The 14,503-nt window shown below is 70.7% G+C and carries 19 protein-coding genes; 13 read left to right on the plus strand and 6 right to left on the minus strand.

Going from position 1 to position 14,503, the window contains the following annotated elements; genetic code table 11:
- Positions 1–18 precede the first annotated feature (18 nt).
- The 6 genes from RR1_RS02845 to RR1_RS02870 all read left to right on the plus strand — a co-directional run bounded on the left by RR1_RS02845 (position 19) and on the right by RR1_RS02870 (position 3,796).
- Positions 19–300, plus strand: coding sequence for a DUF7218 family protein (locus RR1_RS02845; RefSeq protein WP_010836250.1), 282 nt, complete (start codon positions 19–21; stop codon positions 298–300).
- Positions 301–422: 122 nt separating this feature from the next.
- On the plus strand, positions 423–731 hold the full coding sequence (locus tag RR1_RS22590) for a hypothetical protein (protein WP_010836249.1): 309 nt from the start codon (positions 423–425) through the stop codon (positions 729–731).
- On the plus strand, positions 728–1,453 hold the full coding sequence (locus tag RR1_RS02855; RefSeq protein WP_010836248.1) for a glycosyltransferase family 2 protein: 726 nt from the start codon (positions 728–730) through the stop codon (positions 1,451–1,453). Before RR1_RS22590 ends, RR1_RS02855 begins: the two co-directional genes overlap by 4 nt.
- Positions 1,450–2,382 carry an acyl-CoA dehydrogenase family protein gene (locus RR1_RS02860; protein WP_010836247.1) on the plus strand — a complete coding sequence of 311 codons (933 nt, stop codon included), beginning with the start codon at positions 1,450–1,452 and terminating at the stop codon, positions 2,380–2,382. The genes RR1_RS02855 and RR1_RS02860 overlap by 4 nt, the downstream gene beginning before the upstream one ends.
- The gene (locus tag RR1_RS02865) at positions 2,379–3,143 is read left to right on the plus strand and encodes a PIG-L deacetylase family protein (protein WP_010836246.1); all 765 of its coding nucleotides are present in this window, start codon (positions 2,379–2,381) and stop codon (positions 3,141–3,143) included. The genes RR1_RS02860 and RR1_RS02865 overlap by 4 nt, the downstream gene beginning before the upstream one ends.
- A complete protein-coding gene (locus RR1_RS02870; RefSeq protein ID WP_010836245.1) occupies positions 3,140–3,796 on the plus strand; it encodes a methyltransferase in 657 nt (218 codons plus the stop codon). The genes RR1_RS02865 and RR1_RS02870 overlap by 4 nt, the downstream gene beginning before the upstream one ends.
- A 96-nt stretch (positions 3,797–3,892) precedes the next feature.
- Here RR1_RS02870 and RR1_RS02875 read toward each other — a convergent pair whose 3' ends face one another.
- From RR1_RS02875 to RR1_RS02885, 3 genes are read right to left on the minus strand one after another with little or no spacing between them, the layout of a single operon-like run.
- Complete coding sequence (locus tag RR1_RS02875; protein WP_040772017.1) at positions 3,893–4,375, minus strand: DUF421 domain-containing protein; 483 nt, start codon at positions 4,373–4,375, stop codon at positions 3,893–3,895.
- Positions 4,375–4,632, minus strand: coding sequence for a hypothetical protein (locus RR1_RS02880; protein ID WP_010836243.1), 258 nt, complete (start codon positions 4,630–4,632; stop codon positions 4,375–4,377). The genes RR1_RS02875 and RR1_RS02880 overlap by 1 nt, the downstream gene beginning before the upstream one ends.
- Before the next feature lie 9 nt (positions 4,633–4,641).
- Positions 4,642–4,899 carry a hypothetical protein gene (locus RR1_RS02885; RefSeq protein WP_010836242.1) on the minus strand — a complete coding sequence of 86 codons (258 nt, stop codon included), beginning with the start codon at positions 4,897–4,899 and terminating at the stop codon, positions 4,642–4,644.
- A 146-nt stretch (positions 4,900–5,045) separates the two neighbouring features.
- On the opposite strand from RR1_RS02885, the gene RR1_RS02890 reads away from it, so the two are divergent.
- From RR1_RS02890 to lnt, 6 genes are all read left to right on the plus strand, one after another.
- Positions 5,046–5,537 (plus strand): CinA family protein, encoded by a 492-nt coding sequence (locus tag RR1_RS02890; RefSeq protein ID WP_010836241.1) that lies wholly within the window; start codon positions 5,046–5,048, stop codon positions 5,535–5,537.
- 86 nt (positions 5,538–5,623) lie between these two features.
- Positions 5,624–6,805, plus strand: a complete 1,182-nt coding sequence (locus RR1_RS02895; protein WP_010836240.1) for an alcohol dehydrogenase catalytic domain-containing protein — start codon at positions 5,624–5,626, stop codon at positions 6,803–6,805.
- 53 nt (positions 6,806–6,858) lie between these two features.
- On the plus strand, positions 6,859–7,776 hold the full coding sequence (locus RR1_RS22535) for an amidohydrolase family protein (RefSeq protein ID WP_040772016.1): 918 nt from the start codon (positions 6,859–6,861) through the stop codon (positions 7,774–7,776).
- Between the two features lie 106 nt (positions 7,777–7,882).
- Entirely contained in the window at positions 7,883–8,425 is a 543-nt protein-coding gene (locus RR1_RS02905) for an FxsA family protein (RefSeq protein WP_040772037.1), read from the plus strand.
- Positions 8,426–8,492: 67 nt separating this feature from the next.
- Positions 8,493–10,109 carry an amidohydrolase gene (locus RR1_RS02910; RefSeq protein WP_010836237.1) on the plus strand — a complete coding sequence of 539 codons (1,617 nt, stop codon included), beginning with the start codon at positions 8,493–8,495 and terminating at the stop codon, positions 10,107–10,109.
- Entirely contained in the window at positions 10,106–11,680 is a 1,575-nt protein-coding gene (lnt, locus tag RR1_RS02915) for an apolipoprotein N-acyltransferase (RefSeq protein ID WP_010836236.1), read from the plus strand. Before RR1_RS02910 ends, lnt begins: the two co-directional genes overlap by 4 nt.
- 82 nt (positions 11,681–11,762) lie before the next feature.
- On the opposite strand, the gene RR1_RS02920 is transcribed toward lnt, so the two are convergent.
- The gene (locus RR1_RS02920) at positions 11,763–12,101 is read right to left on the minus strand and encodes an RNA polymerase-binding protein RbpA (RefSeq protein ID WP_010836235.1); all 339 of its coding nucleotides are present in this window, start codon (positions 12,099–12,101) and stop codon (positions 11,763–11,765) included.
- A 218-nt stretch (positions 12,102–12,319) separates the two neighbouring features.
- On the opposite strand from RR1_RS02920, the gene RR1_RS02925 reads away from it, so the two are divergent.
- Entirely contained in the window at positions 12,320–12,652 is a 333-nt protein-coding gene (locus RR1_RS02925; protein WP_010836234.1) for a hypothetical protein, read from the plus strand.
- Position 12,653: 1 nt separating this feature from the next.
- Here RR1_RS02925 and RR1_RS02930 read toward each other — a convergent pair whose 3' ends face one another.
- Both RR1_RS02930 and RR1_RS02935 read right to left on the minus strand, forming a co-directional pair.
- Positions 12,654–13,697: an alanine racemase gene (locus RR1_RS02930; protein ID WP_010836233.1), complete on the minus strand. Its 1,044-nt coding sequence runs from the start codon at positions 13,695–13,697 to the stop codon at positions 12,654–12,656.
- A 63-nt stretch (positions 13,698–13,760) separates the two neighbouring features.
- Positions 13,761–14,402, minus strand: a complete 642-nt coding sequence (locus RR1_RS02935; protein ID WP_010836232.1) for a hypothetical protein — start codon at positions 14,400–14,402, stop codon at positions 13,761–13,763.
- Positions 14,403–14,503 lie beyond the last annotated feature (101 nt).

The raw sequence follows: 14,503 nt of genomic DNA on the forward strand, positions 1-14,503 counted from the left end.
CGACGAAAGGAACGCGTCATGCCGAAGGAATCCGGCCGATCCGACGATCAGCCCGAGCTGAAGGATCAGGACCTCTACGAGAAGCTGCGCGACGAGGGCAATTCGAAGGAGAAGTCGGCGCGCATCTCCAACGCGGCGGCGAACCGGGGCCGCAGCGCCGTGGGCCGCAAGGGCGGGCACGCGGAGGCCTACGAGGAGTGGACCGTCGACGAACTCAGGTCGAGGGCGAAAGAGCTGGGCATGACCGGGTATTCGGACATGAACAAGGGCGACCTGATCGACGAACTCCGGAACCACTGACTCCGAGCCCGCCGGATTCCGGCGTCACCGTGGCGACGCGTCCACCCCAGCGGACGCGCCGGGGTCGCTACGGTCGACACACGGGTCGAACCTTGGCGACCCGCCGACAGACGGGAGATCACATGGCACCGGACGAAGGACACGATCGGGCACCGGGCGCCGCGGCCGGGCACGAGCGTGCCGCGGAGGCGCCGGGTGGAGCGACCGGACCGCGCTCGCGCGAACGCTTTCTCACCATCGTTCTCGCGCTTCTCACCGTGGTGGCGGCAGGACTGTTCCTGACCGCGCTCGCGGGCGGATTCGCCGGGTGGGCGTGGATCGCGGGACCGGTGGCACTCGTGCTCGCCGTCCTCACGCTCCTGGTGATGCGGGACGCCCGGCGCCGCCGGAACGACCCCATCGTCTACACGCCCGACAACGAACGCCCTTGACCGTCCAGGCGACGACCGTCCGCGCGACACGAACGGAGCCGGACCGGGTCGCGGTGATCGTTCCGGTACACAACGAAGCGGAACTGCTGCCCCGGTGCATCGCCTCGCTGCGGCGCGCAGCGGCGCCGTGCCCCGTGCCGGTGACGATCGTGGTGGTTCTCGACGCGTGCGACGACGGCTCGAACGCGACCGTGTCGCCCGCCCGGGATCTCCTCGTCGTGGAGACCTCGGCGCGCAACGTCGGGGCCGCGCGCCGGGCCGGGTTCGCGGCGGCGCTGTCCACCGGCTGCTCGGACACGTGGCTCGCGACCACCGACGCCGACACGGTCGTGCCGGAGCGCTGGCTGGCCGCGCAGGCGACGCACTGGGGACGTTGCGACGCGCTGCTGGGCACCGTCACCGTCGACTGGCACACGTACGGGCTCGACGTCCGCCGCCGCTACGACGCGCGATACCGCGCAGGGACGAGAGGCGGCCGCCACACGCACGTGCACGGCGCGAACCTCGGCGTGTGGGCCGACGCCTACCGCGACGTCGGCGGGTTCCGTCCGCTGCGCAGCGGTGAGGATGTGGATCTGGTGCGGCGGCTGCGGGCGCGGGGTGCCCGCGTGCACTCCGTCGTCGACAATCCCGTGCTCACGTCGGATCGGGTGCGCGGCCGGGCACCGGCGGGTTTCGCCGGCCATCTGCGCACGATCTCGCAGGAGGTGGCAGCGCCGTGAGCACCGACGTCGATGTCACCACGCTGCTGCCGCTGCCGGGCGAGGGCGAGACCGCGGGGCGCTGGGACGCGCTGATCTCCGCCGCGCGGCGCGACCTCGTGGCGGCGCGCTTCCTCGAGGCACACAACGACGCCGCCGCGATCCTGCACGAGCTGGGCGCCGACGCGCCGCGCCCGGGGCAGTGGTGGGGCGTGTGGGCCGCCGAACCGCCCGATCCCGTGCTGCGCGCCGTCGCCACCGACGCGGGCCACCGGTTGCGTGGCCGCAAACCGTGGTGTTCGGGCGCGCATTCGTGCACGCACGCACTCGTCACCGCCACCCGTGAGGACGGCCGAGTCCAGTTGTTCGCGGTCGATCTCGGACAGCCCTCGGTGCGGCCGGTTCCGGACAGCTGGCACGCGATCGGGATGGCCGCATCCGACTCGGGTGCAGTCGATTTCGACGACGTGCCGGCGCAGCCGATCGGCGAACCGGGCGACTATCTCGCGCGCCCCGGCTTCTGGCACGGCGCGATCGGGGTCGCCGCGTGCTGGTTCGGCGGGGCACTGGCCGTCGGTGACGCGCTGCGCGACAGCAGGCGTGACGATCCCTTCACGCTCGCTCATCTCGGTGCGGTCGACGCTGCCGAATACGCCGCACGCGCCGCTCTCGAGGCTGCGGCGCGAGAGACGGACCTCGCCCCGGACGACACCGACGCGGCCCGGATCCGGGCCCGCCGGGTGCGGGCGATCGTGGAACACGTCGCGACCGCCACGATCGACCGGGTGGGCAGGGCACTCGGACCGGGCCCCCTCACGGCGAATCGGCGACATGCCCAGCTGGTCGCCGATCTCGGCGTCTATCTGCGGCAGAGCCACGCCGAACGCGACCTCGCCGCCCTCGGCGCGGATGCGCGCGCCGTCGGCACCGACGGCGAGGGGGCGCGATGAGCGGTGACGAGACCCGATGGGGGAGTGCGCGTCTCGCTGCGACGCCGTCCGAGAGCAGCGGAACCCCCGCATCCGTCTGGGCGCGACTGGTTCCGCCGCCACTGGACACGAGCGACTGCCCGGGCGCCGTCGTCGTCGCCCCGCATCCCGACGACGAGGTCCTCGGCGTCGGCGGACTGGCCGCACTGCTCGCCGCGGCGGGGGTGAGCGTCCGAACCGTCGCGGTCACCGACGGCGACGCGTCCCACCCGGGGTCTCCCACGTGGAGCCGCGACCGTCTGGTGCGTGCACGAATCGGCGAATCACAGCGTGCGGCGGCACATCTCGGACTCGACCCACCCCGCCGGCTGGGGCTTCCCGACGGTGACGTCGGCGCCCACGAGGCCCGCCTCACCGAGGAGATCGCCGGTCTTCTGCGTCCGGGCTGGTGGTGCCTGACGACGTGGCGCGGCGACGGCCACCCCGACCACGAGGCGACCGGACGCGCGAGTGCACGCGCGGCCCGAAGCGCCGGTGCGCGACTGCTGGAGTTCCCGATCTGGGCCTGGCACTGGGGGACACCCGACGACCCGCACATCCCGTGGGGCAGGGCCAGGGCAGTGGAACTGCCGCCCGACGTGCACGCCGCCAAGCGCCGCGCGATCGACGAGTTCGTCACGCAGACCGCGCCGCTGTCGGAGGACCCCGCCGACCGCGCGATCCTGCCGCCGCACATCCTCGAACGCTTCCTCGGCACGCGCGAGACGGTGTTCGTCTCGTGAGCCGGCTACCGGACGAATACTTCGACGCGATGTACCGGGACGCGCGCGACCCGTGGTCGTTCGAGGAGCGCTGGTACGAGCAGCGCAAACGCGCCCTCACGCTCGCGGCGTTGCCGTATCCACGCTTCGCGACGGCCTTCGAGCCGGGATGCTCGATCGGCGTCCTCACCGCGGACCTGCTCACGCGATGCGACCGCGTCGTCGCCACCGACATCGCGCAGGCCGCACTCGATTCCGCGGCACAGCGGCTCGGGCCCGCCGTGACGGACGGCCGCGTGGACTTGCTCCCCCGATCGCTCGACGAACCCTGGCCGGACGAGACGTTCGATCTGATCGTGCTGAGCGAGGTGGGCTACTACCTGGACGCCGCTGCGCTCGAGCACGCCGCTGCACAGGCCGCGGAGCACCTCGCACCGGGCGGCGTGGTGCTCGCCGTCCACTGGCGCCACAGCGTCGAGGACTACCCGCTCACCGGTGATGCAGTCCACGAGATCCTCGCGAACCGCCCCGACTGGGTCTGCACCGGCCGCTACCGGGACCGCGACGTGATCGTCGAGACGTTCGAGCGGCCCCCCGCGCTATCCGTCGCCGAACGCGGCGGACTCACCGAGCGACCAGGGCGACCGTCGCCGGATCGGGTCCGCCGGTCATAGGTGCTCCGTGCCGTGGATACCCGAGTTCGCACCATGAACTCGTGCGTCGGACCGTTGGGAGTCCCCGCGGTCGGAGGTGGGAGGTACGCGGCACCCTCACATGATCGGGGATGGGTCGTCGGGTGGAGGCTCGGGACGACCCGACCGCGTGAAGAAGGAGACTCTCCCATTGGTCTCCAAGATCGCGATCTCGACGTCTGCGAGATCGCGGATCCCGTGCTGTCGCGCATCTGCGCGTAGGTCGTCGATCGACATGCGTTCGGATCGCAGGCGCTTCGCCACCGGTGTGCCGTTCTCCACGATCACCACCGGAATCCCCTGTGTGACACCACGGGTTCGCGGGAACCGTGCGTTCGTCCACGACAATGCGAGGGTGAGCAACGCGAACACTCCCACCGCCAGCACCGCCGACGTCACCGAGTAGTCCTGTTGTGTGACGCCCTGCTGCACCAGATCTCCCATGACGATGAACAACACCAGTTGGAACGTGCTGAGCTCACCGACCGTCGAGCGACCCACCAGGCGCGTGACGGCCCACAGGAAGAAGAAGACGATCACCGCGCGCACCACGAGTTCCATCAGGGCACCACCCATGTCGTGAAGGAGACCGCCACCGCCTCGGCGCCGGTGTCGTCGAGGACGCGAATCCAGCCGTCGGAGCCCCACTGGCTGCTCGGTTGGACGTAGGCGTCGAAGTCGAGCACGAAGACCTCGCCCGGTGGCGAATCGAACGTCATGAACAACTCGGACTCGTCGGCGGTCTCCGTCGCAGGCTCGGGCGACCAGCCCTGAGTCTCGAGGATGCGGAGATACTGCGACGACACCGCCACCGCCACGCCGGCGGGCTATCCGCCGTCCCGGTGAACCGACAAGCTGAACGGAACGTCCAGCCCGGAACGCGCGACGCTCGCGTAGGTGAGTTCGGAAAACCACCCGGGAGCGCTGGCCGACGTCGACGTACTGTGCACACCCAACCTGCCGAGCGCCGCGAGAACCACCACGACGGCGAGGGTGCCGGCCGCCACGCCCCGGACCACGGTGACCGCACGGGGCCGTGCTCGACGACGAACGTCCACGAACGTCGAGTAGTCGTCTGTGCCCATGTGGTGATCCTGCCCGACCGCTCGGCTCTCCGGTGCTTTCGGGAGAACCCGGTGACGGGCGGTGGCGCTATACCGTGAAGGAGACGCACACCGTCGTGCTCCGCCTACCGACCGCGGCCACGAGCGACCAGGGAAGAAGGTTAACGATGACACGTGACACTGCTCGAATCGCCGACCTCGCCGGCCGGTCCGGGCTGACGGTCGCCGTGGCCGAATCGCTCACGGGCGGACAGGTCTCGTGCGCCCTCGCCGCGGCGCCGGGGTCGTCGGACTGGTACCGGGGTGCGATCGTCTCCTACTCCAAGGGCGTGAAGCGTGATCTTCTCGCCGTCCCGGACGGGCCGGTGGTCAGTCGGGCGGCCGTGGAAGCGATGGCAACCAACGCCGCGCGGTTGCTGGGCGCCGATCTCGCGCTCGCCGTCACCGGCGCCGGCGGGCCGGAGGGCCAGGACGGCGCGGAGCCGGGCACGGTGTGGGTGGCGCTCGCCCGTCGCGGCGAGTGCGACACCGAGCGGCACGTGTTCAGCGGGGAACCCGGCGACATCGTCGAGAAGACCTGCGATTACGCACTCGATCTCCTCGCGGCGCACCTCCATCGGTACGTCGACGACGACCCGGAGTCGAACCGGAACGAGTGACCCGGCCCGCGCGCGGATGTGTCGGCCGAGCCCGGTCCGGGTAAGGCACCGGTACGAGGACACACGCATCGGCGAGAGGAGACGCGATGAAGGCGGTCACCTGGCAGGACAAGCGCAAGGTCGAGGTCACGGAGGTCCCCGATCCGCGTATCGAGGAGCCGACCGACGCGATCATCCGCGTCACCAGCACCAACATCTGCGGATCGGACCTCCATCTGTACGAGGTGCTCGGGCCGTTCATGCACGCCGGCGACATCCTGGGCCACGAACCGATGGGGATCGTCGAGGAGGTCGGCAGCGACGTCACCGGCCTGTCCGTCGGCGACCGCATCGTCGTCCCGTTCCAGATCGCGTGCGGGCACTGCTACATGTGCGGCAACGGGCTGAGCACCCAGTGCGAGACGACGCAGGTCCGCGACACCGGTATGGGCGCCGCGCTCTTCGGGTACTCCGAGCTCTACGGCAGCGTGCCGGGCGGGCAGGCCGAGTACCTGCGGGTTCCGCACGCCGACTTCACTCACATCACCGTTCCGGAGGGGCCGGACGATCAGCGGTTCGTCTATCTGTCGGACGTGCTGCCCACGGCGTGGCAGGGAGTCGAGTACGCGCACATCCCCGACGGCGGCACCGTCACGGTGCTCGGGCTCGGCCCGATCGGCGACATGGCGGCACGAGTCGCCCTGCACCGGGGGGCGCGCGTGTTCGGCGTCGACCCCGTGCCCGAACGGCGCGCACGAGCACGCGAGCGCGGCGTCGAGGTCTTCGACTCCGCGGAACTCGGCGACGACCTCGGCGACGCGATCCGGGACCGCACCGACGGCCGTGGCAGCGACTCCGTCATCGACGCCGTCGGGATGGAAGCGCACGGCTCGCCGGTCGCCGGAGGCCTGCAGGGGCTCGCCGGCGTGCTGCCGAAGTCCGTCGCCAAGCCGTTCATGGAGAAGGCCGGAGTCGATCGGCTCGGCGCCCTCTACTCGGCGATCGACATCGTCCGCCGCGGCGGGACCATCTCGCTCAGCGGCGTCTACGGCGGCGCGAAGGACCCGCTGCCGATGCTCACTCTGTTCGACAAGCAGGTCACCCTCCGGATGGGGCAGGCGAACGTCAAGCGGTGGGCGGACGACATCCTGCCGCTGCTGACCGACGACGATCCGCTCGGCGTCGACACCTTCGCCACCCACACACTGCCGCTCGCCGACGCACCCCGCGCGTACGAGATGTTCCAGCGCAAGGAAGACGGCGCCGTCAAGATCGTCCTTCAGCCCTGACGCGCGGCCGCGAAGACCGGCGACGACCGCGCCCGCGTGGTAACTCTCGACAGGTGACACAGCGTCCCTGGACCGACAGCCACGTGCATGTCGTCGACTTCCTGCAGCATCGGGGCGACATGGGCGCACTCGCCCGGGAGATGGGCGAACACGGGTGCACCCGGGCGGTCGCGTTCGGGCTTCCCGTCAAGAAGCACTGGGCCCGGAGCGAGCCGGAGAAGCCCACCTACTATCTCGACGACAACGCACCCTGCCACTACCACTCGTTGACGGACGTCGTTCTCCTCGACGCCGTCGACGAGCTCGAACGGGCGGGGATCCGTGTCGCGCCCCTCGCATCCGGGTTCGCGCCGACGGACCGGCTCGCTGGCGAACATCTCGAGCACCTGTGGGAACGTTCCGAGCGCTGGGCCGGTGTCGGCGAGGTGATGCTCCGGCACGACGATCTCACCGATCTCACCGCAGGTGAGACTCCTACCGCCGATCACATCGCGATGGATGTCGTCGCCGACTTCTGCCGCGACAAGAACGTTCCGCTGCTCGTCCATCACGATTCGAGTTCACCCGGCCGTCCGGGTCGTCACGAGTACGTCGCCGAACTCGACCGGTTGCTGCGCCGGCACCCCGGCACCTCCGTCGTGTGGGCGCACGGTGGCGTGTCGCGTCGGATCGATCCCCGCGGTCAGGCCGAGATGCTCGACGAGTTGACGCGACGCCACCCTCGATTGCATGTCGACCTCTCGTGGGTCCTGCTCGACCGAATTCTCGACGGTGGTCGACTCGACGACCGGTGGACCGACGTGCTGCGGCGTCGCCCCGATCGTTTCGTCGTCGGCACCGACACGGTCGGACGCGCCGACATGTTCGCCGACCGCGCCCGCCAGATCGCAGTTCTGCTCGACTGCCTCGGTCCCGTCGACGCCGAGTACATCGCGACGGCGAACGCCGCGTCGCTGTGGTTCCGCGAGTGAACGGGCAAGGTCGTGACACGACCCGTGCGCCCGATTCATCCGGATGGGGAGAAAAACGTCGGTCTCGTACGTTGAACAGGACGACACCGACGGAAGGACCCTCACCGTGCCCGCCCTCTTCGTTCTCTACGTGGTCACGGAGCTCGCTGCGCTGCTCGTGACGGCGAACTTCATCGGCGCCGGCTGGACCGTGCTGTTGCTGCTCGCCGGCACCCTCGTCGGGCTCGCGCTGCTCCGCTCGCAGTGGCGGCGCGTGATGGAAGGTTTCCGCAGCGCATCGCAGGGGCGTGGCTCGCCCGGTAGCGCCGTCGCCGACGGCGCGCTCGTCGCGGCCGGCTCGGTCCTCATGGTCGTTCCCGGTCTCGTGACGTCCGTCCTCGGCCTGCTGTGCCTGCTCCCGTTCACCCGCATGCTGATGCGCCCGCTCGCCGTCGCGGTCGCCGGACGCCGCGGTGCCGCCGTGATGGCCGGTGCGGGCGTGTACGGCCGGATGCGTCGACCCGGTGGCGGTGACGTCATCGACGGCGAGGTGGTCGCCGAGACCCACGACACGCCCGAGCCAGGAACGACCCGTGCGGACGACGCCTGGCAAGGGCGTGTCCTCGAAGGCGAGATCATCGATCCGGCCGACGACCAGCGCCGCCGCTGAACATCTCGGTTCGGATCGCGGTATCCCCGTTCGGAACTCCCCGTCTCCGTCGGGGACACTGGGAGGCGTGAGTATCGGAGAACGCGCGGGCACGACCCTCCTCCTCGGCGGGCACATCTACAGTTCCTTCGCGCCGGACGCGACGGCGATGGCGATCACCGGCGACACCGTCGTCTGGGTCGGCGAGGACCGCACCGGACGCGCGTTGCATCCGGACGCCGACGTCGTCGATCTGCACGGCGCGTTCGTCGCACCCGGGTTCGTCGACACCCACGTCCACGTCACGGCGCTCGGGCTCAATCTCATCGGACTCGACCTCACCGGGGCACGGTCGCGCAGCGAATGTCTGCAGTGGGTCCGCGCCTACGCCGCGACGAGCGCCGACGACATCGTGTGGGGCCACGGCTGGGACGACGAGTCCTGGGACGACGGCGGCCCGCCGACCACCGCGGAGCTCGACGAGGCCGCCGGTGGCCGCCCCGTCTACCTCTCCCGCATCGACGTTCACTCGGCCGTGTGCTCGACGGCACTGCGCCGCGTCGTCGCCGGGCTGGACGAGAGCGCCGGATACTCACCGGACGGGCCACTGCGGTTCGACGCCCACCACCTCGGACGTGCCGTCGCCCGTGATCTGCTCACCCCCGCGCAGCGCGCCGCCGCGCGCACCGCGGCACTCGACCTCGCGGCGTCGCGCGGCGTCGTCGCCGTCCACGAGTGCGGTGGTCCCGACATCTCCGGGCTCGACGATTTCCGTGAACTCCTCGCGCACGAGCACGCCGTCGAGGTGCGCGGATACTGGGGCGAGGCCGCACGCGACGCCGGGCACGCGCAGGAGTTGCTCGACCGCACGGGTGCTCACGCGCTCGGCGGCGACCTGTTCCTCGACGGCTCGATCGGCTCCCACACCGCGCACCTGTCGCAGCCCTACACCGACCGGCCCGACCTGGTCGGCGAGTCCTATCTCGACGCCGAGCGCGTCGCCGCGCACGTCGCGGCATGCACCGAGGTCGGAGTCCAGGCCGGATTCCACGTCATCGGCGACGCCGCGATGTCCGTCGCCGTCGACGGGTTCTCCCGGGTCGCGGACCGGCTGGGTGGCCCCGCCGTCGCACGCCTCGGCCACCGGCTCGAGCACGCCGAGATGATGAGTGCCGGCGACGCGCAGGCCCTCGCGCGGCTCGGTGTCATCGCGAGCGTGCAGCCCGTGTTCGACGCGCTCTGGGGCGGCCCGGACGGCATGTACGCCACCCGCCTGGGCGCCGAGCGCGCTGCGGCGATGAACCCGTTCGTCATGGCAGCCGGCGCCGGAGTGTCCCTTGCATTCGGCTCCGACGCGCCCGTGACACCCGTCGACCCGTGGACGATGCTGCGGGCCGCTGTTCATCACCACACGCCCGGCAGCGCCGTGTCACCGCGTGCCGCGTTCGCCGCCGCCACTCGCGGCGCCTGGCGCGCGGGCGGGGTGCGCGACGGACTCGCCGGCACCCTCCAGCCCGGCGCCCCCGCGTCGTACGCGGTGTGGGACACCGACGAACTCGTCGTCGCCGCACCCAAGGACGCAGTGCAGCGGTGGTCGACCGATCCGCGCTCCGGGGTTCCCGCCCTGCCACGGCTCGACGCCGACGCGACGCTGCCCGTGTGCCTCTCGTCCGTCCACCGCGGACGCACCGTGTACACGCGATGACGGCGGACGCACCTGCCGCCACGAGCCGGCGCTCGGGCGCACTCGAGGTGCTCGCGCGCTCGCTGTGCGCCGTCGTGGCCGGTCTGCTGCTGTTCGCGAGCTTCCCGCCGCGGCCGCTGTGGTTCCTCGCGCCCCTCGGCATCGCGCTGTTCGTGCTGACCCTCACGACACGCCGCCGGACGCCGCTGCGCGCGCGAGCCGGCTTCGGCTACGGGTATCTCACCGGCCTCGCGTTCTTCCTTCCCCTGCTGCCGTGGATCGGCGAGTTCGTCGGCGCGCTCCCGTGGCTCGCGCTCTCGGCCGCCGAAGCCGTGTTCGTCGGCGCTTTCGGTGCCGGGACCGCGGTGATCCTCCGCAGTCGCGTGCTGCCACGGTGGCTCGACCCCGTCGCCGTCGCCGCGCTGTGGTCGCTCACCGAGTGGCTGCGCTCCTCGGTGCCGTTCGGCGGATTCCCGTGGGGCCGCCTCGCGTTCGGTCAGCCCGACGGCTGGCTGCTCCCGCTCGCTGCACTCGGCGGCGCGCCGCTGCTCTCGTTCGGCGTCGCACTCACCGGCACGGGCCTCGCCGCACTGGCGCTCGCCGTCGCAACGCGGGAACGTGTCCGCGCGCTCACCGGCGTGGGAGTCGTCACCGTCGCCGCGTCGCTCCTCGCGGTCGCGGCGACCCCCTTCGTCGACCGCGCGGAGCCCGATGCGGACACGCTCACCGTCGCCGCGATCCAGGGAAGCGTGCCGCGGCTCGGCCTCGACTTCAACGCGCAACGCAAAGCAGTGCTGGACAATCACGTCGGACGGACCCTCGAGCTCGCCGACGACGTGCGCTCCGGCCGCGCGCCGCAGCCCGACGTCGTCGTGTGGCCGGAGAACGCCTCCGATATCGATCCTCTGCGCAACCGCGACGCCTACACCGACATCACGCGCGCCTCGGTCGCGATCGACGCGCCGATCCTCGTGGGCAGCGTCGTGTCGAACCCCGACGGCACGTCCACCAACACCGTGATCGTCTGGAACGGCGAGGACGGGCCGGGGGAGCGGCACGACAAGAAGATCATCCAGCCGTTCGGCGAGTACCTGCCCTACCGCGAGTTCTTCAGCATGTTCTCCGAGTACGCGGATCGCGCCGGAAACTTCGTTCCCGGCGACGGTGACGGCGTCGTCCACGCTGCGGAGACGGCGATCGGTGTCGCCACCTGCTACGAGGTCGCCTTCGACCGGGCCTTCCGGCAGTCGGTCGACGCCGGCGCGCAACTGCTCACCGTCCCGACGAACAACGCGACCTTCGGCGACACCGAGATGACCTACCAGCAGCTCGGCATGTCCCGCGTTCGCGCCGTCGAGCACGATCGCTCCGTCGTCGTCGCCGCGACGAGCGGCGTCAGCGCCGTCATCTCGCCGGACGGCGCGATCGTCGAACAGACCGACCTGTTCGTCCCCGCCGCACTCGTCCACGAGGTCTCGCTGTCGGAGACGACGACGCTCGCAAACCGGCTGGGCCCGGCCCCCGAGTACGTGCTCGCGGCCGGGGCGCTGGTCGCGCTCGTGTTCGTCGCAGTCCGTCGCCGACGCTCCTGAGCCCCGAACGAGTACCGGACACGACGAAGCCCCGGAGTGAACGTTCACTCCGGGGCTTCGTCGTGTCGTTGCGCGGCGGGACTCAGGCTCCGCGGCGGCGCTGCTTGAGGAGGTCGAGGCGCTCCTTGAGCAGTTCCTCGAGCTCGTCCGTCGAGCGGCGCTCGAGCAGCATGTCCCAGTGGGTACGCGGCGGCTTCACCTTCTTCGGCTCCGGCGCCGTCCCCTCGATGAGGGTGCCCTCGAGTCCGTTCTTGCACATCCACGTCCCGGGAATCTCGGCATCGTCCGCGAACGGGATGTCGTAGATCTCGCCGTTGTCGCAGCGGTAGCGCGCCATCCGGCGGGGAGCCAGATCGTGGTCGCGATCGGTCTCGTAGCTGACGGCACCGAGTCGGCTGCCTCGAAGAACGCGATCTGCCATGGTGGTGTCCTCTCGTCGATCGACTCCGTGACCGCGTAGAGCACACCGCGGCGGTCTCCCGGCCGGGCGCGATCTACGCACACGTGTACTCAACGCGCCGCGGCCCGGAAACGTTCCCACACGAACGTTCGCGTCTCGCCGCGACATGTCAACCGCTCGATTCTACCCGGTGTACGCCTCACGGATACCGAGACCGTCGCACAGTAGGGTCGGTCTTCGTGACCGCATCGCGCCGACGCCCCGAATCCTGTCAGTGGTGTGGCCGCGACTGCGGGGACACCGGGCTCGGCCGGCGACGTCTCTACTGCGGCCGCTCGTGCCGGCAACGGGCCTACGAACAGCGCAATCGCGCGAAGGCCCTCGGGCTGCCCGAGGGCAGCGTCGTGCTCACCGCCGACGAGGTGACGTCCATCGCCGACCGGATCTTCACCGCACGCTGTGCCGCCGAGGATGTCGCCACTGCCGTCGACGAAGGCGCCGCGAGCACGGAACTCGCCGCGCTGTGCAGCACCCTCGTCGACGCGCTCCGCGAGGCCGAGCGGCTCCGCTGACTCACGTGTTGCGGCCGCGCGCGTCGACGGGCCAGACGCCACCGTCGGACGTGTGCAGTTCGTCGACGAGGTTCACCGTCGCGCACACATGATTCGGGACGACGTCGATCCGGTCCCCGACGCTCGGGAGCGGCGAACCCGGTACCGGCGTCACGACGGCGTGGTGTTCCCACAACCGTGCGACGACGTCGCCGGGCCGCGACGGAATCCAGCCGTGTCCCTCGACGTAGGCGGGGGAGTCGAGGCCCAGCAGCTTCGCACCGGCGTCCAGAACGTAGCTGCCGCGCACCGCCGTGCTCACGACCGAGGATCGCACCGTCAACGCCAGGTCCTCGTCTCGCGCGACGCCCAGGGCACGTTGCTGTGCGTCCATCAGCGCGTAGACACCCGGGCGCAGTTCGGTCACGACGGTCGCGTCGGTGTGCGCCGCCGTCGGGGTACACCCTCCCGACAACACCGGATCGGTCACCCCGCCCGCGTGCAGGACGTCGCGAGCGGCGGCCGATGCGACGGCTTCGTCGCGGGCTGCATCTGCCGCACCGGAGCCCGCACTGTAGCCGTGACCGGGGAACGAGAACACGCCCTCGACGGGAATGTCCCGTGCATGGGCGGCCCGCACGAGCGCGTCGAGCCGGTCGACCGCGACACCCGAGCGCCGCAGCCCCGTGTCGATCTCGATCGAGATCGCAGCACCGGACCCGGCGATCGCATCGAAGGAATGCTCGGAGTCGGCACCGACGATCACGTCGACACGCTGCGTGAGCGCCCGCAACCGGTCGGCGTCCACGAGCGCCGGGTACGCGACGAGGATGGAGACGCCGTACTCGCGGGCCACTGCAGCGAAGACCTCCGCCTCACCGAGCGTCGCCACGGTCAGCCCGTGTGCGCCCGCATCGAGCTGGCGTCGCGCGATCACGAGGCTCTTGTGCGTCTTGACGTGGGGACGCAGCGCAATGCCTCGGTTATCGCAGAACGACTGCATCGCAGTGATATTGGCGTCGAGGACCTCGACATCGATCCGGACGTGCGGCGTGCGATCGGTCATCGGACGATGATGTCAGACCGCCGTGGGCGACGAGGTCACGGAAAGACCTTTGCCGCCGCGTCGCTACCACGAGCACGCTGTCGCGCGAGCGATCAGATCCGACTCGATCGAGGAGCGATCCTCGCGGCGGGAGAGCCACCGACTGCTCGCGTCCGCGGCGTCGCGTACGAACAAATTTTCGGCGAGGTCCAGGTCGTCGGCACGGAGGTCGGCCCATCCCGCGATGGTTGCGCCGATGTACGGATGGAGCGCGCCGTCGCGCACATCGCTCGCGACGGTGCGGGTGTGGATGACGAGACCGCGCCGCCGATCGTCGCTCTCGTTCGGGACCAACCTGGCGCGGACCGTGCGCTCGAACTCGGCCCGAACGTCTCTGCCGGATGCCGGCTGTATGTCCCGGCCGGGAACGACGGTGACCGCCCACTGCAGCGTCTCGGCGACCGGCTCGGGAATGTCACCCGGCCATGCCGAATCGTCGGCTGCCCCCGACATCGCGAACGCCGCCACGAGAAACGAGAAGCGCCCTGGTATCGCTTCGCCCAGTGCAGGGAACGACAGTGCCCGCATGAAGTCGTACGCCACGACTCGCTGCAGCGATGCTCGATACCGCATCCTCTCGGCTTCGGCGAACGAGATGTCGCCGGCGACGATGCGGTCGCGGATCTTCGCATCGATGTCGCTCCGAATTCGGCAAGAATCGCGCACGAAACAACGACAGCGGGTTGAACAGCGGTTATCCGCTGCAACGTCTCGGGCCGCGGAGGGGCTGGGTTGGTGCTCGCCTGGCTGCCGATGAGGTTCGGTCG

The sequence above is a fragment of the Rhodococcus rhodnii NBRC 100604 genome (genome assembly GCF_001894925.1).
GTDB lineage: Bacteria > Actinomycetota > Actinomycetes > Mycobacteriales > Mycobacteriaceae > Rhodococcus_F > Rhodococcus_F rhodnii.